This window comes from Chromobacterium sp. FG89 (genome assembly GCF_057808735.1).
The window spans coordinates 42,673-60,080 of record NZ_JBMDIQ010000017.1 but is presented as its reverse complement, the minus strand read 5'-3'; the positions used below and the strand labels follow the sequence as shown (position 1 = coordinate 60,080).

The 17,408-nt window shown below is 57.0% G+C and carries 14 protein-coding genes; 6 read left to right on the top strand and 8 right to left on the bottom strand.

The window, feature by feature from the left end:
- Positions 1-134: 134 nt before the first annotated feature.
- The 3 genes from ACODRW_RS16730 to ACODRW_RS16720 all read right to left on the bottom strand — a co-directional run bounded on the left by ACODRW_RS16730 (position 135) and on the right by ACODRW_RS16720 (position 2,916).
- Positions 135-317 (bottom strand): antitoxin PaaA2 family protein, encoded by a 183-nt coding sequence (locus ACODRW_RS16730; RefSeq protein WP_488906228.1) that lies wholly within the window; start codon positions 315-317, stop codon positions 135-137.
- An 804-nt stretch (positions 318-1,121) separates the two neighbouring features.
- The gene (locus ACODRW_RS16725; RefSeq protein WP_488906227.1) at positions 1,122-2,036 is read right to left on the bottom strand and encodes a competence protein CoiA family protein; all 915 of its coding nucleotides are present in this window, start codon (positions 2,034-2,036) and stop codon (positions 1,122-1,124) included.
- Between the two features lie 43 nt (positions 2,037-2,079).
- Entirely contained in the window at positions 2,080-2,916 is an 837-nt protein-coding gene (locus ACODRW_RS16720; RefSeq protein WP_488906226.1) for a hypothetical protein, read from the bottom strand.
- A gap of 195 nt (positions 2,917-3,111) precedes the next feature.
- Here ACODRW_RS16720 and ACODRW_RS16715 point away from each other — a divergent pair, with 195 nt between their 5' ends.
- Together ACODRW_RS16715 and ACODRW_RS16710 are read left to right on the top strand one after the other, a co-directional pair.
- On the top strand, positions 3,112-4,278 hold the full coding sequence (locus ACODRW_RS16715) for an SIR2 family NAD-dependent protein deacylase (protein ID WP_488906225.1): 1,167 nt from the start codon (positions 3,112-3,114) through the stop codon (positions 4,276-4,278).
- Entirely contained in the window at positions 4,275-6,080 is a 1,806-nt protein-coding gene (locus ACODRW_RS16710; RefSeq protein ID WP_488906224.1) for an ATP-binding protein, read from the top strand. The genes ACODRW_RS16715 and ACODRW_RS16710 overlap by 4 nt, the downstream gene beginning before the upstream one ends.
- Before the next feature lie 75 nt (positions 6,081-6,155).
- On the opposite strand, the gene ACODRW_RS16705 is transcribed toward ACODRW_RS16710, so the two are convergent.
- The 5 genes from ACODRW_RS16705 to dnaA all read right to left on the bottom strand — a co-directional run bounded on the left by ACODRW_RS16705 (position 6,156) and on the right by dnaA (position 14,587).
- The gene (locus tag ACODRW_RS16705) at positions 6,156-7,550 is read right to left on the bottom strand and encodes a hypothetical protein (protein WP_488906223.1); all 1,395 of its coding nucleotides are present in this window, start codon (positions 7,548-7,550) and stop codon (positions 6,156-6,158) included.
- Between the two features lie 51 nt (positions 7,551-7,601).
- Complete coding sequence (locus ACODRW_RS16700; RefSeq protein ID WP_488906222.1) at positions 7,602-8,678, bottom strand: nucleoid-associated protein; 1,077 nt, start codon at positions 8,676-8,678, stop codon at positions 7,602-7,604.
- Positions 8,679-9,494: 816 nt separating this feature from the next.
- Positions 9,495-11,885: a DNA topoisomerase (ATP-hydrolyzing) subunit B gene (gene gyrB / locus ACODRW_RS16695; protein ID WP_488906221.1), complete on the bottom strand. Its 2,391-nt coding sequence runs from the start codon at positions 11,883-11,885 to the stop codon at positions 9,495-9,497.
- A gap of 143 nt (positions 11,886-12,028) precedes the next feature.
- Positions 12,029-13,138 (bottom strand): DNA polymerase III subunit beta, encoded by a 1,110-nt coding sequence (gene dnaN, locus ACODRW_RS16690; RefSeq protein ID WP_048408090.1) that lies wholly within the window; start codon positions 13,136-13,138, stop codon positions 12,029-12,031.
- 54 nt (positions 13,139-13,192) lie between these two features.
- A complete protein-coding gene (gene dnaA / locus ACODRW_RS16685; RefSeq protein ID WP_107801092.1) occupies positions 13,193-14,587 on the bottom strand; it encodes a chromosomal replication initiator protein DnaA in 1,395 nt (464 codons plus the stop codon).
- Between the two features lie 457 nt (positions 14,588-15,044).
- Here dnaA and rpmH point away from each other — a divergent pair, with 457 nt between their 5' ends.
- Genes rpmH through yidC form a run of 4 tightly spaced genes read left to right on the top strand, consistent with a single transcriptional unit; the run spans position 15,045 to position 17,408 of the window.
- Positions 15,045-15,179 carry a 50S ribosomal protein L34 gene (rpmH, locus tag ACODRW_RS16680; protein WP_048408088.1) on the top strand — a complete coding sequence of 45 codons (135 nt, stop codon included), beginning with the start codon at positions 15,045-15,047 and terminating at the stop codon, positions 15,177-15,179.
- Between the two features lie 4 nt (positions 15,180-15,183).
- Positions 15,184-15,549: a ribonuclease P protein component gene (gene rnpA, locus ACODRW_RS16675; protein WP_039753648.1), complete on the top strand. Its 366-nt coding sequence runs from the start codon at positions 15,184-15,186 to the stop codon at positions 15,547-15,549.
- Positions 15,525-15,734 (top strand): membrane protein insertion efficiency factor YidD, encoded by a 210-nt coding sequence (gene yidD, locus ACODRW_RS16670; RefSeq protein ID WP_107801093.1) that lies wholly within the window; start codon positions 15,525-15,527, stop codon positions 15,732-15,734. Before rnpA ends, yidD begins: the two co-directional genes overlap by 25 nt.
- Positions 15,735-15,755: 21 nt before the next feature.
- Complete coding sequence (gene yidC / locus ACODRW_RS16665; protein WP_227106074.1) at positions 15,756-17,408, top strand: membrane protein insertase YidC; 1,653 nt, start codon at positions 15,756-15,758, stop codon at positions 17,406-17,408.

Below are 17,408 nucleotides of genomic sequence, written 5' to 3'. Positions count from 1 at the left end.
CCAATTGGCTGTCATCGTGCAAACATTCTGCGCGAGGCAAAGTGTTTTGTAGCAAGTTTACATAAGTTTATCCTTTCTTGATAAACCACGCTTACATCGGTAAATATTCTATATTTTGCCTCAAAATTGGGTACTTAGGCCGGCTTCGAGCACTGTAGCTGCGCCGCACGCTTGAGGGCAAAGTAGTGCTCGGCCTCCTGATGTGGAATGCTGGGACGCAGATCATCCAACGCCGACTGGACGGCTTGGCGTACATAAGCGTCATAGGCCTCAGAGGAGGAGGTCTTCATGGAGGCGGTTAGTTTGGGCTTTTGCATGGCTTGTATCCTTGCTGACAGGGGCACGACTAGACGGGAAGTCTCCAGCAAACTCGAGTGGAGAATCCGTTTGATCCGTGTGGCACCGATGGTTGTTTCCAGTAAGTCCACGGACAACAGCCCACCTTCGCACGGTGGTGGTTGTTTATCTACTCGTAAGCCATTCAGGTGCGAGAACGCAGCATCTGAAATCCAGAAGTGCTGATCTGCTCGAAAATAGGCCAATAGTCAGTTCACCTGTTGCATTTCCTGCCGGACACATCAAAAACATCATATATTTAAATACAATTACGCATATTCATGCGGATGATTACAGCGTAATCAATGAGCGCGGCAAATGACAACAACGCGAAAGCAGCAACTGGCTACAGCCCAGGATGGATATCGCAAGCGCCGGCGCAAAGAAGGTTTTGCACGTCTACAGACATAGCTACCGGGAGAGGCTATGCAGAACTTAGCAATCTCTCGCGTCAGTTGTCGAGAGGAATCGAGGATCGATTCGGGATGCTGGCCTCGAAGCGGGGGCACTCCTTCGCCATGTGTCTGAAGGAGCATTGAGTGCCGGGCAAGCCTATGAAGCAATCATGGCTCTCGACGATCAAAAATCGAAGCAATATTGGTCCCGCTTACTTGCGGAGGTCTCCACTGATCCAGAGGATCGCTCGATGTTAGTACAGATTCTGAGAAATCCTGATCTCACACTGCACAAACGGCGGCACGACATGCGTTGAAACTTATCGATACCATTGCTTATGGTCCTCAGATCGAGTTGGAGTAATGGGTTAGAACGGAGCCCCGAACTGATCACTCTACCCCGTAGCCGAGTCGAATTAAGACTTGCCCTACCCAAATATCATCTGTTGGTAATAGACTTGATTTGAACAGGTAGCGCCGACCTGCATCCGTCAGTTCACCGAGTCGGATAGCGTCCTCAATTCTGCAGATGAACAGATCCATATCAACCGGCGCCCGAGGCGGGCGATGCCCTAGCTGGGCCATCAATGCTTCTCGAATTTCTTCCTGGCTGGGCGGGGTTTGACTACGCGGTCGCGGAAGAATGGCCGCCGGTGTGGTTGGTCTTGGCCGCACCGATGTGACCGGTGAAGGTATGGCAACTACGCGATGCTCGTCTTGTGGCCTCTCAGGGAACGGTGTCTCCGATACTGGTCGCGGTGTGCGATAGATCCAGCTTTTGTGCCCTTCAGTCTGTAGCCAGAACTGGACATCGCGCTTGCGAATCTGCTTCTGTTGCCCATGTTGAATTTCGCGAACAAAAGCAGTTAGGTTGAGCGCGATGGAGGGCACACACTGCGTCCGCCATTGCATGCGCGTGGCGGTGCTGGCTGCCAGATCCCACTCAACTAGTAGCTGCAGCGGGCGCTGGCGGTACCAGACCTGCACGGCAGCGCCCCCAGGAACCGCGGTCGCAGGCAGGCTCACCGCCTCAAGGGCGAGGACGCGTGGTTGTGGTCCTGGCAAGCCGAGCTTGCAAGCCGGCACCTGCAATGCTTCAACAATGGCTAGTAGCATAGCCTGGCCCATTGCCTCAGTGCAGGAGGCACGTGAGTGATGGGCAAAATGATGGATGTTAATCTGGCCATGACGAGCCACCAACGGGCTGCGACAGGCTGGACAGATACAGCCACAGGCGAGCCCCTGGGAGACCTCGCCGACTTCGACCAGGATGTCATCTTTCAAACCGAATGGGATCAGGCTCATAAACAGGCCCAAACCAGACACCCACTTCGGGCTCGAACTGTGATCAGGACTTGAATTGCCACCATACCAACCCCACCGCCAAGAGTACTAGGAAGACCTGACTACGGCTCGGCGCATACATCTTCCACATCTGTAGTAAGGCCCATCGCAGCGGATGGCGATGAGCGCGGCCCAACTCGTTTCGTACATGATCAAGCGCTAGTAATCGTCCATTCAGTTCCAGTGCGAGGCGTTCATTTTCCAGCCGTAGCATGGCTAAACCGTCTCGCACATCACGCTCCTGGATATTTTTCTGCCAAGTATCTACCCGCCGTAGCTCGCGCACCTTCATTGGTTGCGATGTGCCTTCACTATGCGCATCATCTCGGTATTTGAACACTATGCCGAACTGCTCATAGAAACGGTTGCGCCGCTCGCGGTTTTCTTCATAGCCCTGGTTGCTGTTCAATTGGATGGGGCAAACATCCGCTTCCGGCCAGCGTAGTACCCAGGTAACAGCCTGATTCATCAGGTAGGTGCCTATTCGCAAACCGCGTATCGGTTCTGGGTCGAGAAATACAGTTCCCGGAGCTCCGCGGATGCCCGTCAACGAAACGGTTTCCCCACCATCAACGCCTCGTCGATAACTTGCCTGGAAGTGCCCCTTCGCTGCTGGCCCCCTGGCGTTGTGGCGCCATATAACCTCGTAGAACAGCTGCAACCCGACCTCTAAGGGCGGGCCACCTTGACCATCAGGCACAGAGCTTTCCACTTGCTCGATCAACAGTTGAGCAATGAGCGCTGCATCTGGTTGATCATTATCGCGAACATCCAATAGGTAGATGCGAGCATCTCCACGTTTGCTTTGATGCCAATGTCCGTCCAGTGACGGCAATGTCATATCCCCTCCTGGCTGGCCACTCCTTGAAAATGCCATTATCCTACCACGAGGACGCGCGCGGACAGATCAAGTCCATTTTCGATATGCATCAGAAATAACATGCTGCAGCGGCCAATCCAGAAAATCTTGACGAACTCGTTCCACCTAAGCACTCACGAATGCAATGGATGGAGTCCTGATCAATTGGGAGAAGGGATGAAAGACTTTGATGAGGGCATCGAGGAGGTATTAAAACTTCTCGAAACCAATGTACAGGTCTGGCTGATGGGCGCTGGGGTTAGCTTCGATGCGAAGATCCCTTTGATGTATCAGCTCACAGAGCGTGTGGTGGCGCTCGTAGAGGCCCCCCACGATGAGTTACTCAGGCTTCTTCGCGAAGATCTGCCAGCAGACGCCCATATTGAACACGTCTTGAGCCATCTTGGAGACCTCATTGCAATTGCATCACGGGGGCGTCACGGTAAGGTTATCTTAGGAGGTAGGGAGTTCGATATAGCTGCCCTCAATGGATTGCATGCGATGGTGATTCGACACATCGCGGAGACAATTCGTTATGGCTACAAATCAGCTTTAGATGATGCTCCTGAAGAGGTTGGATCGCTTGATCGTCCAATTGTTGACGTGTCGCATCACAAGGCTTTCATGGATGCGCTGTTTGCAGGGCGAGCGAATCTGGAGTCGCGCTCTAGAGTGACCTTTGTTACAACAAACTACGATACGCTGCTCGAAGATGCGCTGTCTCTCTCAAGGCGTAGAGTCTTCGATGGGTTTTCTAACGGTGGTATCGGCTTTTGGACCGGGCATCGTGCAGAGGACGCAGATAGTCTGTCGCCTCGCAGTCATCAGGTCATTAAGCTTCATGGGTCGGTTGACTGGCTGCGGGCGCAGGATGGGACTCTAGTGCGAGCGAGGTATGGTACAAATTACCTTTCCAAGCTCGAAGATACCCTCATCTATCCGCAAGCTACCAAGTACGTTGAAACACAGAAGGACCCGTTTGCCGAGCTCTTTGGTGCTTTTCGCCGGGAGCTGCATTCTTCAGCGAGTCACGTGCTTTGCGTCGTGGGATACAGTTTCGGGGATGAGCACATCAATCTTGAAATTGAAGACGCGTTGCTCCGTGAGGGCAATAAGACCAATGTGATTGCCTTCGTGCGAGAAGTTGGTTCATCTGGAGTCTCTAAGCTGCCAGATCGCTTGGAGGTATGGCGGTCTATGCCTTTCAAATCACGAATCTACGTGGCTACCGACAAGGCGCTGTATACAGGTGGCAAACGCTTGGTCGACGATTCCGTTGCTAATCTCCCATGGTGGACCTTCAGTGGGCTAACTGATTTCCTCAAGACGGGAGCCATCAAATGAGTAAGTTCTCTGAGCGTGCTGAGCTTCATATTGGCAAGATCATTGAAGTTTCCGGTGAGTCGATGAGAGTTGAGATTGACGCAGACCTCTCCGACCTGACGCGGATCGTTGATGGACGTGTGTATCTGGTTGGCCAGCTGGGCAGCATTATCAAAATTCACTACGGTAGGCGGCTGCTGTTCGCCTACGTCAAGATGCTGCGAATGCGGTCGGAACTTGCGATCGAAGAGGGAGCTGCACGGATCGCCCCAGGAGATGACTCGCGCATCCTTGAGGCGGATTTATTCGCTCAAGGGACTTGGCGTCGCGATAGTGATGGCCTAGGCATCAGTCGTGGAGTCGAAATGTATCCCTTGCCTTTGCAAGGAGTGTACCTCACCACGGCAGATGAGTTGGACGAACTGTTTGCGGCGGCAGAGAGAGCCGAGTTGTCAAACGGCGTTTCGCCGCTTGTAGCGATTGGTACCTATGTCGGCAGCAATGGCTCTGTGTGTCGCGCAAACGTGGACAAACTCCTTGGGCAGCATTGTGCCGTCTTGGGGTCAACGGGCTCAGGGAAGTCAGGTACGGTCGCTGCGCTGATCCATTCAGTGTTGGAGCATAAGAAAAACGACAGTGATGAGGTCATTCGGCCAAGGATAGTCGTGATTGATCCTCATGGTGAGTACGGTTCTGCCTTCCAGGGGAAATGCCAAGTTCTTCGCGCGTATGCATCCGCCGTGCAAGATTCACCAGGAATGGAGCTGCGACTACCCTACTGGTTGATGTCAGGTGATGAGCTGAGAGCGCTAATCATCGGAAAGACGGAGGCGGAAGCCACATCTCAAAACAACATCGTCTACAAGGCGCTGAAACATGCTCGGATGGTTACCGCAGGAATTGTGGAGGCCATCCCCGACAACCCTGATGGGGATCTTCCTGAGGCGCTAGTAGACGGCAAGACGCATGCCCATATCGTAGCATTTGATCGTGATAAGCCTATTCGTTTCTCGTTGGATGAGTTTCAGCGACATATCGACCAGGTACAGGGACGAAAGAGTGGAAAAAAAGACTCGCTGTCCGCAACTGAGCGGAAGTCACATGACTCAATTCTCGATAAGTTGAGTGTTCTTCGGACCGATCCCCGCTTGCAGTTTCTGATGAGGGATGAAGCCGCAGATACGCTCACGGCGGCCATCTTACAGTTGACTGGCGCTACAGCAGAGGAGGGGTCTACCGTCAAGGTTGTAGATATCTCTGGCGCGCCAAATGAGGTCGCCGGGACCCTAACCGCCCTAATCTGCAGGCTGCTCTTCAACTACAAGGTCTGGCAGACCAGAGTTGAGCGGGAGAAAGATCCGGTGCTAATCGTATGTGAGGAGGCGCACCGATATGTTCCGGATCGAGGAGATGCCCAGTACAAGGAGGCCCAAGATGCTGTTCGGCGTATTGCGAAGGAGGGGCGCAAGTACGGGTTGGGTTTGATGCTGGTATCGCAAAGGCCCTCTGATGTTGAAAGCACGGTTCTGTCGCAATGCAACTCGTGGATCATCCTTCGACTGACAAATGGTGCCGACCAAGATCATGTCCGAAGATTCCTGCCAGACAGCCTTTCCGGTATCGCGCGAATGCTGTCGTCACTCGGCCGACGTGAGGCTGTTTTTGTCGGTGAGGCTGCGGCGTTACCCGCGCGGATCAAGATTAGGGAGCTTACGGCAGACCAGCTGCCTAACTCGAACGACTTAAGTTTTGTTGGTGGGTGGGCTGATTTACCCAACGATGCGGCTACGATAGATCCTGCGATTGCTCGTTGGACGCAATGATCAAGCTACCTGCGGAACCACATGGATTTGTGCATGTAATTGCAAGTCCACTTACTATAGTCTTCCATTACTGGTTCAGAGTAGTTGTTCGATGATGAAGGGAAGGTTCCAGATTGCCAGAGCCAGCAGCACATAAATTGTACCGGTGATCCACATTGCCACGAATAGGGTCAGCCTCCGCTTACCAATGGGCTCAAGGAAGCGATCTCGTTTGTCTGCCTGAGAAGAGTAGTGCTGAAGTATATCGAGCCACGTTTTGCTTTCCTCATAGGCGAGGCTGGCATCACGCAACTGTGAACTGACCTGAAGTACGTAGGACAGTACTAGATAACCCGCCAACACCTTGACCAGCAGTGCGAGTTCCGCGCTCTCAATCAGCGCATGCAAATTCTTTTGATCAAACTTGCCAACGAACGAGAAACCAATAAGCACCAGTATCCCGAGTACGTCGCGGGTTAGGGCATTAACTAGGTCCCGCACTTTCGCCGCGTACAAGTCAGCCTGTGATTTCATGTCCTTCATCAGCTCGCGGACTTCCTTATGATAGGCGTCCTTGCGCTCAAGGATCACAAATGCATAGCTGTCACGAGCCTGCTGTAGCGCCACTGCTAGGTATTTGTCTGCGCCGGAGAGCAAAGACTGGCCTGGCTCGATATCGATCGACAATCGGTCCATGACTAGTCGCAGCCGTGTTTCAGGCCGCTCCTCGTACACCCAGTGAACTGCCTCGATCAGTCCATGGAGCGTCTCAGACGTAACCACTTGCCCATCATCAAACAATGGCAGCGAGATTCGTTTGGTTCCGCGAAGAGTGGCTTCGTATCGTTCATCGACACGCCGCAGCTCCTGAACCAGGCAAGCCGACAGCACACACGCGCTCAATCGGACCAAGGGTGCTGCTTCAGCAGTTCCGAGATTTCCCCAGGTCAACGCATAGGCAGAGGGACATACACGTAGCGGCTTGACCGCGTTGGTGTGGATCAGCCCATGAACCTCCGACAAGTCGGGGAGCTTGGCCGCCACCACTTCCGGTGCCTCTCCTGCAGACGGCAACACCCATAGTAGTGGCCCGCCAAACCCTTCTTGCAGCCCATGAATACGAACCGTTGTTGGCTTGGCCAGGTCGGGCTCATTCCCGCTTGGGTATAAAAACGGATCGGTGTGGATAAGCCACTGGTGAAACCCCTCCACCGTGAAAAACAACAACGTAGCCTCTTCACCTCTCACCCGCAGACGTTCGGCAAGCAGCGCCTTGCCAAGAATTAGCCGCCATGGCTCTTCATCATAGGCGGTACCCTCCAAATCAGCTACGTTGGCAGGCGCATCAGAGATCATCAGTATTGGTGGGCCAACGCCCAGCTCAGTCACCAGGTCGGTAACTCGTCGAATTTCCACGTTTACAGCCCCACCTAGCGCTTCCCCTCCTACGATCAAGCGAAAACTCTCATCGATGAACTGCGTTGCATGCATTCGCAGTTCATCGATTGCGTTTAGCAGGTCCGCTATAGCGGTCATACACTCCTAGCCTTTGGGATCCAGACGATTGGTTTCAATGGTGATACGGGCACGCCCTGCGCCCAACTTCTCGATATTCATGCCCACGGCCTCTTGGGTACCTTCGAACGAGATGGTCACTCCTTCGAGCGTCTTGTAGACCTGTTTCCGGTCTCTATCACGCAGAGAGCCAGGTTGTGGCCTAAATTGTTGTCCGGCCACCCCTGCTTCTGCAAGAGCGTCGCGCAGCGATTGAGTGAGTTCAGCCTTACGGACGGCATCCTCATCCCGGACCACTGCGTTCAAGTACGCATCTGTGTCGAAGATATCATGGTCATTCAGATAGTTAAGTGACCGCCCAAGGAAGGTGTTCAGATCCTCACCAGGAGGAAGTTTGTCCGCCGGCAGCTTCTTCGCCCATTTTCGAACTTCCGCGTGGGCAGCCCTCGTCAGCACGGACTCTTGTTGACGCTCAGTCACCCCAAGGAAACCACGGAAGTAGTCACTCAGTCCCGGCTTCTTCACGCGGTCGAACGCGAGCACGTTCCAAACAAACTGCCCCGACGCGTCGATCAGAGCACTCTTCTGCACCGCGCTCTTATTTTCATTGAGTGAGTTTGGAACCTCGTTGACGACAGCGACGCGCCGATTGTCTCTCTCTTCATAGCTGTAGGTGAACGTGGGCTGCTTGTCCATCTTCACTAGGAACACCAGTTGCTGCCAGTTGTGCGCCGCGCTCAGGTACTTCACCACCGACACGATGAATACACCTGCTGACATGCGTCCCTGGTGACGCCCCGCAAAGTCCGTGGCGATCTGACGAGACAGCTCAAGGAACCTGTCAGATTCCCCGATCAGTTGTTCACACTTCTCCTTCAGATGCACCGCATCTTGCTTGAACACGTACTGCGTACCTTCGGCGATTTCGCGCAACCGATCTAAAAAGAAATTCTTTTGTTTGGCTTGTAATTGCACCTCGTCGAGAAAGACAACCTCATCTCCCTCGTCGGCGTCCGGTGCAATGATGTGGAAGATGAAGTCCACAATTTCGAGACTATCACGCTGCGCCTGATTCAGAACTCCATCCAGTGGTGCTACTGCCATGCTTACCCTTCCTAGATTTGAGACTTCGTGGTTCCATAGGCCGAAATCAGCTCCTGCGTTGATCTTTTGCCCTTACCTGCATCTTCACCGGCCTCTGGCCGAAAACACCCAAACGCACTTGAAGTCGTGGCCCTGATGTTATCGAGCACATAGCCCTCATTGCACATGGTGATGCTGGGCTGCCGACTATGTAGCGTACACAAAATATTACAATGTCACATTCTAGAGTAACTTTACATGCTCGAATACAGATCAACCACATCAGTTCGCGCGAGCTATATGCCAATAGCTTGACATTAAGGCATAGAAAATGAGTTGCCCTGGATGCTGGATGTGAGCTTTGCCAAGAATCCAGCAACGTCTGTAATGACCATGTCCCTAGAACTTGTCCCTGCTAAAAACTTGTATTGAATTTGGTTCGGGCTGTACCGATGGAAAATACCGGCGCGATTTGAATGGGAATCAAACGCAAGGTCGCTACCGACAATGATGATGTGCGACTCTAGTTCCTTGAGCTTGCACAATATATGACATAAGAGTCAGAAGACTCTGAGCGGATGCCCCCTCCGCCAGCAATGAGAAGAGATATTGAGCGCCGTTAGCTACATACAGACCTGTAAGTGATAAATTGCGGTCCATTCTAGTCAGTCAGTCCAAAGTTAGCTTTGGCCGATCAGCAGACGGCTTGGTCCAAGAGGGGGATAAAAAATGACCTCCAAACTTGGAGGCCATCTTTCTTACAGCGTAGACTGTGTGTGAAATCCCAAAAATCTAGAAAAGTGGGAAAAATCTAGATATTCGTGGGATCCTACAATGTCACACATCAATATTCCGCGCAATCAAGGCATTGCCCTCGATGAAGTTCCGGCGCGGTTCCACTTCGTCGCCCATCAGGGTGGTGAACACGTCGTCCGCGCTCATCACGTCTTCAATGCGCACCTTCAGCAGGCGGCGCACGGTGGGGTCCATCGTGGTTTCCCACAGCTGTTCCGGGTTCATCTCGCCCAGGCCTTTATAGCGCTGGATGTTCATGCCCTTCTTCACTTCCGCCAGCAGCCAGTCCAGCGCTTCGCCAAACTCCGCCACCGGTTTCACGGTTTCGCCGCGTTTGACGTGGGCGCCTTCGCGCAGCAGGCCGCTGAGCATGTCGCCGGTTTTCTTCATTTCCGCGTAGTCGCCGGATTCCAGGAAGTCCTGGTCCATCACCGTCACCATCACGTTGCCGTGCAGTTTGCGGATGATCTTGATCAGGTGGCCGTCGTTCTTTTCATCGCGCAGCAGTTCCAGTTCGATGGCGTCCGCCGGCAGCAGCGCGCTCAGTTTGGCCAGCGCGGCGTCCGCTTCTTGCTGGCTGCTGAGGGACAGCGGGCCGGTCTTGAGCATGGCTTCCAGCACCAGCGGGTCGATTACGCGGCTTTCGCGTTCAATCACGGAGCGGGTCAGCAGGAACTGGCGGGCAATTTCGCCCAGGGTGTCGCCGGACAGCGCGGCGGCGCCTTCCGCCGGGATCAGTTCGGCCTTTTCCAGCGCCAGTTGCAGCAGGAACTGATTGAGCTCGGAGTCGTCCTTGAGGTAGCGCTCTTGCTTGCCCACTTTGGCCTTGTACAGCGGCGGCTGGGCGATGTAGATGTGGCCGCGCTCCACCAGTTCGCTCATTTGGCGGTAGAAGAAGGTGAGCAGCAGGGTGCGGATGTGCGCGCCGTCCACGTCGGCATCGGTCATGATGATGATGCGGTGGTAGCGCAGCTTGTCCGGGTTGTACTCGTCCTTGCCAATGCCGCAGCCCATGGCGGTGATCAGGGTGGCCACTTCCTGGCTTTGCAGCATTTTGTCGAAGCGGGCGCGTTCCACGTTCAGGATCTTGCCCTTCAGCGGCAGGATGGCCTGGAATTTGCGGTCGCGGCCTTGTTTGGCAGAGCCGCCGGCGGAGTCACCCTCCACCAGGTACAGTTCGCACTGGGTGGGGTCTTTTTCCTGGCAGTCCGCCAGTTTGCCGGGCAGGCCCAGGCCGTCCATGATGCCTTTGCGGCGGGTGATTTCGCGGGCCTTGCGCGCGGCTTCACGGGCGCGGGCGGCTTCCACGATCTTGCCGCAGATGATCTTGGCGTCGTTAGGGTGTTCCAGCAGATAGGTTTTCAGCGCTTCGCTGATCACTTCATTGACCACCGGGCCAATTTCGCTGGAGACCAGTTTGTCCTTGGTCTGGCTGGAGAACTTGGGGTCCGGCAGTTTGACGGACAGCACGCAGGTCAGGCCTTCGCGCATGTCGTCGCCGGTGGTGTCCACCTTGGCCTTTTTGGCCACTTCGCTCTCTTCAATGTACTGGTTCAGCGTGCGGGTCATCACCTGGCGCAGCGCGGTCATATGGGTGCCGCCGTCGCGCTGGGGGATGTTGTTGGTGAAGCACTGGACGCTTTCCTGGTAGGAGTCGTTCCACTGCATCGCCACTTCCACGGTCATGCCGTCTTTTTCGCCCAGGCCGTAAAACACCTTGGGGTGCAGCACGTTCTTGTTGCGGTTCATGTATTCCACGAAGCCCGCCACGCCGCCGGAGAAGGCGAAGCTTTCTTCCTTGCCGCTGCGCTTGTCTATCAGGTTGATGCCCACGCCCTGGTTCAGGAAGGACAGTTCGCGGATGCGCTTGGCCAGGATGTCGAAGTGGAATTCCACCAGACCGAAGGTTTCTTCGCTGGCGCGGAAGGTCACTTCCGTGCCGCGGTGATTGGTGTGGCCGGTGACGGTGAGCGGGGCCACGGCGTCGCCGCGGCGGAATTCCATTTCATGGACTTTGCCGTCGCGCCAGATTTTCAGACGCAGCCAGTCGGACAGCGCGTTCACAACGGAGACGCCCACGCCGTGCAGGCCGCCGGAGATCTTGTAGCTGTTGCTGTCGAATTTGCCGCCGGCGTGCAGGATGGTCATGATCACTTCCGCCGCCGATCGCCCTTCTTCCGGGTGGATGTCGGTGGGGATGCCCCGGCCGTTGTCTTCCACGGTGATGGAGTTGTCGGGGTTGATGATGACCTTGATGGTGTCGGCATGGCCGGCCAGCGCTTCGTCAATGGCGTTGTCCAGCACTTCAAACACCATGTGGTGCAAGCCGGTGCCGTCCGAGGTGTCGCCAATATACATGCCGGGGCGTTTGCGTACCGCATCCAATCCTTTGAGGACTTTGATGCTATCCGCGCCGTATTCCTGTTCGCTCATCTGCTGCTTTCTGTATGGAGAGGGGCCGGGCGGGCCGGGAGTGACTCCTGGCGCCGCGCGGCCGGCCTCTGCCGGTCAATCTGAAAATCCGTTTGCCGGGGCGGGGCCTCCGCCGCCGGCGGGCTGCCAGGTGGCGGCCCGCGTCAAATCCGCATGGGCATGACGATGTATTTGAAGTTGCTGACGTCCGGTATGGTCACCAGGGTGCTGCGGTTGGAATCGCCAAAGGCCAGTTGCAGGGTGTCCGCCGGCAGGTTGGTCAGCACGTCCATCAGGTAGTTGATGTTGAAGCCGATTTCCAGCTCGCCGCCCTGGTAGGCGATTTCCAGTTCTTCTTCCGCTTCTTCCTGCTCGCTGTTGGTGCAGAGAATGGACATGGAGCCGGGCTTGAGCACCAGGCGCACGCCGCGGAATTTCTCGTTGGCCAGAATGGCGGCGCGCTGCAAGGCGTGCAGGAATTCCAGGCGTTCAATCAAGAAGATCTTGTCGTTGTCCAGCGGGATGACGCGGTTGTAGTCCGGGAACTTGCCGTCCACCACTTTGCTGATGATGACGGTGGAGCCAAAGCTGAAGCGCACCTGGTTGGCCAGCACTTCGATATTGATCGGGTCGTCGATGTCCTGCAGCAGCTTGTACAGTTCGATGATGGTCTTGCGCGGCAGGATCACTTCGGACTTGGGCAGATTGGCTTCCACGTCCGCGCTGGCAAAGGCCAGCCGGTGGCCGTCGGTGGCCACCAGGCGCACCTGGTTGCCGTCGGTCTGCATCAGCAGGCCGTTCAGGTAGTAGCGGATGTCCTGCACCGCCATCGCGTATTGCACCTGGGAGATCAGGCGCTTGAGTTCGCGCTGGCTCAGGCTAAAGCTGGAGTCGCTGGCGCTGCCCACGGACAACAGCGGGAAGTCGTCTGCCGGCAGGGTTTGCAGGTTGAAGCGGCTCTTGCCGGCTTTCAGGGTCAGGCGGCCGCCGTCCAGTTGTTCCAGGGTCACGGTGGCGTTGCCCGGGATGGCGCGCAGGATGTCCTGCAGCTTTTTGGCGGAGGTGGTCAGGCGGAAGTCTTCGCCCGGCAATTCGTCGCTGCTGGCGGTGGTGATCTGGATTTCCAGGTCCGTGGCCAGGAAGCCCACTTGTCCGCCCTTTTTCTCTATCAGCACATTGGACAGGATGGGCAGGGTGTGACGACGCTCGACAATGCCGGTGACTGCCAGCAGTGGCTTGAGCAGGGCATCGCGTTCGGCTTGCAGGATCAGCATGGGGCGGGCTCCCGTTGGGTGTTTGTGAGTCGGTTCAAGTTAGGCTTCATGGTCTTAGTTACGCAGCATGGCCAGCAGCGTGTCGTAATCGTGAGCGATATCGGCGTCGTTGCCGCGCATTTCGGCAATGGTCTTGCAGGCGTGCAGCACGGTGGTGTGGTCGCGGCCGCCAAAGGCGTCGCCGATATTGGGCAGGGACAGCTGGGTCAGTTCCTTGGCCAGCGCCATCGCCACCTGGCGCGGCCGGGCGATGTCGCGGCTGCGCTTCTTGCTGTGCATGTCGGACAGCTTGATCTTGTAGTACTCGGCCACGGTTTTCTGGATGGCGTCCACGGTCACTTGGCGGTTGCCGGCGGCCAGGATGTCCTTGAGCGCTTCCTTGACCAGTTCCAGCGAGATGTTCTGATTGGTGAAGCGGGCGTAAGCCACCACGCGTTTGAGCGCGCCTTCCAGTTCGCGCACGTTGGAGCGCACGTTCTGGGCAATGAAGAAGGCCACGTTGTGATCCAGCTTGATGCTGTCGGCCTCGGCCTTTTTCATCAGAATGGCCACGCGCATTTCCAGCTCCGGCGGCTGGATTTCCACGGTCAGGCCCCAGGAGAAGCGGGAGATCAGCCGCTCTTCCATGCCTTCTATCTGCTTGGGGTAGCTGTCGCAGGTCATGATCACCTGCTTGCCGCCCTCGATCAGCGCGTTGAAGGCGTAGAAGAATTCTTCCTGGGTGCGGTTCTTGCCGGCGAAGAACTGGATATCGTCGATCAGCAGCAGGTCCAGCGAGTGGTAGTAGCGCTTGAATTCGTCAAAGGCCTTGTGCTGGTAGGCGCGCATGATGTCGGCCACATAGCGTTCGGCGTGGATGTAGCGGATCTTGGCTTGCGGGTTCTTTTGGAACACGTGGTTGCCGATGGCCTGGATCAAGTGGGTCTTACCCAGGCCCACGCCGCCGTAAACAAACAGCGGGTTGTAGGCCTGGTCGCCCGGGTTTTCCGCAATTTGCATGGCCGCGGCGCGCGCCAGCTGGTTGCCCTTACCGGTCACCAGGGTGTCGAAGGTGAACGAGGGATTGAGCCGGGTGCTTTCGTGGCTGCCGCCAATGGCTTTGACCGCGGCCTGCTTGGCCTGGGACGGCGCGCTGGGCGTCGGCACGCTGGGCGCGGGCTTGGCTTTGGCCGGCATCACCGCGGGCGCGGCGGCCGGACGGCCGGCGGGCGCGCCCAGGCGCAGTTCCACCAGGCATTCCCCCACCAGCTCCACCGCCAGTTCTTCAATGCGCGCCAGGAAGCGGTCCTTGATGAACTGCATGATGAAGCGGTTGGGCGCAAACAGCGCGATGCCCTCTTCCGTGGTTTCGGCCGATAGCGGCTTGATCCAGGTATTGAACTGTTGCGAAGACAGTTCGGCCTCCAGGCGGGCCAGGCAGCCAGGCCAAAATTGATCCAGTTCGGTCATTACATATACGCAAGTAAAAGCGAAAAACCCGCTGTCGGCTTTAAGGCCAAGCGGCGGGAGAAGCCGCCGCGCCCCGCGCTTGGGGCGGACGACGTGTGTTCGGCATGATTCAAGGACCGCGTTCCGCGCATCGCCGGGCCGCAAGGCGGGCCAGACATGGACGGGGCGGCCCCCGAGAACCGCTGGCAAAATTCCTGGATCCGGCACGCGCCGCGCTTGCGCGGGCGCGCGTTGCTCCAGTGGGTGGGGCTGAATTTTGGCAGTGCTTCTCTGGGTTGGCGTTCCGCCCCGGCGCGCGTTCAATAATTGCGCAGCGGACTCGGAACGGTAAGCCTTGGCATTCTAACGGTTTTTCTCAAAGTTATCCACAGGTGCTTAGAAAATTCCTCATTGACAAACCGGCGTTTATCCTGTCAAATCACGCGTTTATTTCCGTTTCGAAACAGGAATTCCAATCATGAAGCGTACTTACCAGCCCTCCAATACCCGTCGTAAACGCACCCACGGCTTTCTGGTCCGCATGAAGACCCGCGGCGGCCGCGCAGTGATCGCAGCCCGTCGTTCCAAAGGCCGCAAGCGTCTGGCCGTATAAGCCTTTGTCGGCTTACCGCTTTCGCCGTGCGCACCGGCTATTAAAAACGGATGAGTTCTCATCCGTTTTTAGTTTGCGGATGTCGCGCAGCAACGCCACGTTCCAGGTATCGGCCCGGCCCAATGAATTGGGGCACGCGCGGCTGGGCCTGGTGGTGGGCCGCAAGGTCCACAAGCGGGCCGTGCGCCGCAATTACATCAAGCGCACGGTGCGCGAGTGGTTCCGCCTGAACCGGCAAACGCTGCCGGACATGGACTTCGTGGTCCGCGCCAAGGTGCCTTTTACGCGCGCCGAGCGAACTGAAGTGATCACGGCTTTGTCTTCTCTGTTTGCTAAACTGGCACGATGTCGCGCCTCTTCATCCTCCTGATCCGTTTTTACCAGCTGGCTATCAGCCCGTGGCTGGCACCGCGTTGCCGCTTCCAGCCCACCTGTTCCAGCTACGCGATCGAGGCCATGAAAAAGCACGGCGCACTCAAGGGCGGCTGGCTGGCCGCCAGACGCATCGGACGTTGCCACCCCTGGGGCGGCAGCGGCTACGACCCAGTTCCCTGAACTTAAATCCGGTATCGAGAGATGGATTCCAAGCGCCTCATAATCTTCATCATGCTGTCCCTGGGCATCCTGCTAGGTTGGCAGGAGTTTTTCGCGCCCAAGCCGACGCCGCAGCAGGTGGCCGCGCAAAAACAGGCCGCCACGCAGCAGCAGGCCGCCAACAGCGCGTCCCACAACGCCCAGCCGGTGGATTCCAACAAGCTGACTTCCGGCCAGCGCATCACGGTGAACACCGATGTGCTGAAAGCGGAAATCGACACCGTGGGCGGCGATCTGCGCCAGCTGACGCTGTTGAAGCACGATTCCGCCGTGGACAGCAAAAAGCCGCTTGATCTGCTGACGGACCGGAATGGCCGCGTCTATGTGGCGCAAACCGGCCTGGTGGCTGCCAGCAACCCGGCGCTGCCCACCCACAAAACCGTGTTCACCGCGGAAAAAACCAGCTACGAGCTCTCCGGCGACAAGCTGGAAGTGAAGCTGACCGCGCCGGAAGCCAATGGCGTGAAGGTAAGCAAGATCTACACCTTCACCAAGGGCAGCTACAAGATCGGCGTGCGTTACGACATCGCCAACGGCGGCGCCGCCCCGCTGGCCGCCACCGCTTACTACCGCCTGCTGCGCGACAGCCAAACGCCGGAAGGCGAAGGCCGCCTGGCCCACACCTTCACCGGCCCGGCGGTGTACACCTCGGAAAACAAATTCCAGAAGGTGAGCTTCGACGATCTGGCCAAGGGCAAAGGCGATTACGCCAAGACCGGCAGCGACGGCTGGGTGGCGATGATCCAGCACTACTTCATGTCCGCGTGGATCCTGAAGCCGCTGGACGGCGCCAGCGTGTGCAAGGACGACAAGTCCTGCCGCTTTGAGCTGAAGCAGAGCAACGGCCTGAACTCCGCCGCCGCGCTGGTGGATTACGCCACCATCGCCCCGGGCCAGAGCCTGAGCGTGTCCGTGCCGCTGTTCGCCGGCCCGGAAGAGTACGATGTGATCAGCAAGCTGGCGGACGGCATGGAATACGCCAAGGACTTCGGCATCTTCCACATCTTCGCCTCCCCGCTGTTCTGGCTGCTGACCAAGCTGCACCTGCTGGTGCAGAACTGGGGCTGGGCCATCGTGCTGCTGACCCTGACCGTCAAGGCCATCTTCTACCCGCTGACCGCCGCGTCCTACCGCTCCATGGCCAAGATGAAGGCGCTGGCGCCGCGTCTTGAGCGCATGAAGGAGCAGTACGGCGACGACCGCATGAAGTTCCAGCAAGCGGTGATGGAGATGTACAAGTCCGAGAAGGTGAATCCGCTGGGCGGCTGCCTGCCCATGCTGATCCAGATCCCGGTGTTCATCGGCCTGTACTGGGCGCTGCTGGCTTCGGTTGAGCTGCGCCAGGCGCCGTGGATCCTGTGGTACACCGACTTGGCCCGCCCGGACCCGTTCTATGTGCTGCCGGTGATCATGGCGGCCACCATGTTCCTGCAGACCTTCCTGAACCCGCCGCCGGCGGACCCGATGCAGGCCAAGATGATGAAGATCATGCCGGTGGCCTTCTCGGTGATGTTCTTCTTCTTCCCGTCCGGCCTGGTGCTGTACTACGTGGTCAACAACATCTTGTCGATGGCCCAGCAGTGGCAGATCAACAAGAGCATAGAGAAGAAAAGCAAGGCCGCGCTGCAATCCTGA

Bases quoted from the DNA above. Each gene is read 5' to 3' on its own strand.
- ACODRW_RS16730 (WP_488906228.1), bottom strand. From the start codon at position 317: ATGCAAAAGCCCAAACTAACCGCCTCCATGAAGACCTCCTCCTCTGAG.
- ACODRW_RS16725 (WP_488906227.1), bottom strand. From the start codon at position 2,036: ATGAGCCTGATCCCATTCGGTTTGAAAGATGACATCCTGGTCGAAGTC.
- ACODRW_RS16720 (WP_488906226.1), bottom strand. From the start codon at position 2,916: ATGACATTGCCGTCACTGGACGGACATTGGCATCAAAGCAAACGTGGA.
- ACODRW_RS16715 (WP_488906225.1), top strand. From the start codon at position 3,112: ATGAAAGACTTTGATGAGGGCATCGAGGAGGTATTAAAACTTCTCGAA.
- ACODRW_RS16710 (WP_488906224.1), top strand. From the start codon at position 4,275: ATGAGTAAGTTCTCTGAGCGTGCTGAGCTTCATATTGGCAAGATCATT.
- ACODRW_RS16705 (WP_488906223.1), bottom strand. From the start codon at position 7,550: ATGCATGCAACGCAGTTCATCGATGAGAGTTTTCGCTTGATCGTAGGA.
- ACODRW_RS16700 (WP_488906222.1), bottom strand. From the start codon at position 8,678: ATGGCAGTAGCACCACTGGATGGAGTTCTGAATCAGGCGCAGCGTGAT.
- gyrB (WP_488906221.1), bottom strand. From the start codon at position 11,885: ATGAGCGAACAGGAATACGGCGCGGATAGCATCAAAGTCCTCAAAGGA.
- dnaN (WP_048408090.1), bottom strand. From the start codon at position 13,138: ATGCTGATCCTGCAAGCCGAACGCGATGCCCTGCTCAAGCCACTGCTG.
- dnaA (WP_107801092.1), bottom strand. From the start codon at position 14,587: ATGACCGAACTGGATCAATTTTGGCCTGGCTGCCTGGCCCGCCTGGAG.
- rpmH (WP_048408088.1), top strand. From the start codon at position 15,045: ATGAAGCGTACTTACCAGCCCTCCAATACCCGTCGTAAACGCACCCAC.
- yidD (WP_107801093.1), top strand. From the start codon at position 15,525: ATGTCGCGCCTCTTCATCCTCCTGATCCGTTTTTACCAGCTGGCTATC.
- yidC (WP_227106074.1), top strand. From the start codon at position 15,756: ATGGATTCCAAGCGCCTCATAATCTTCATCATGCTGTCCCTGGGCATC.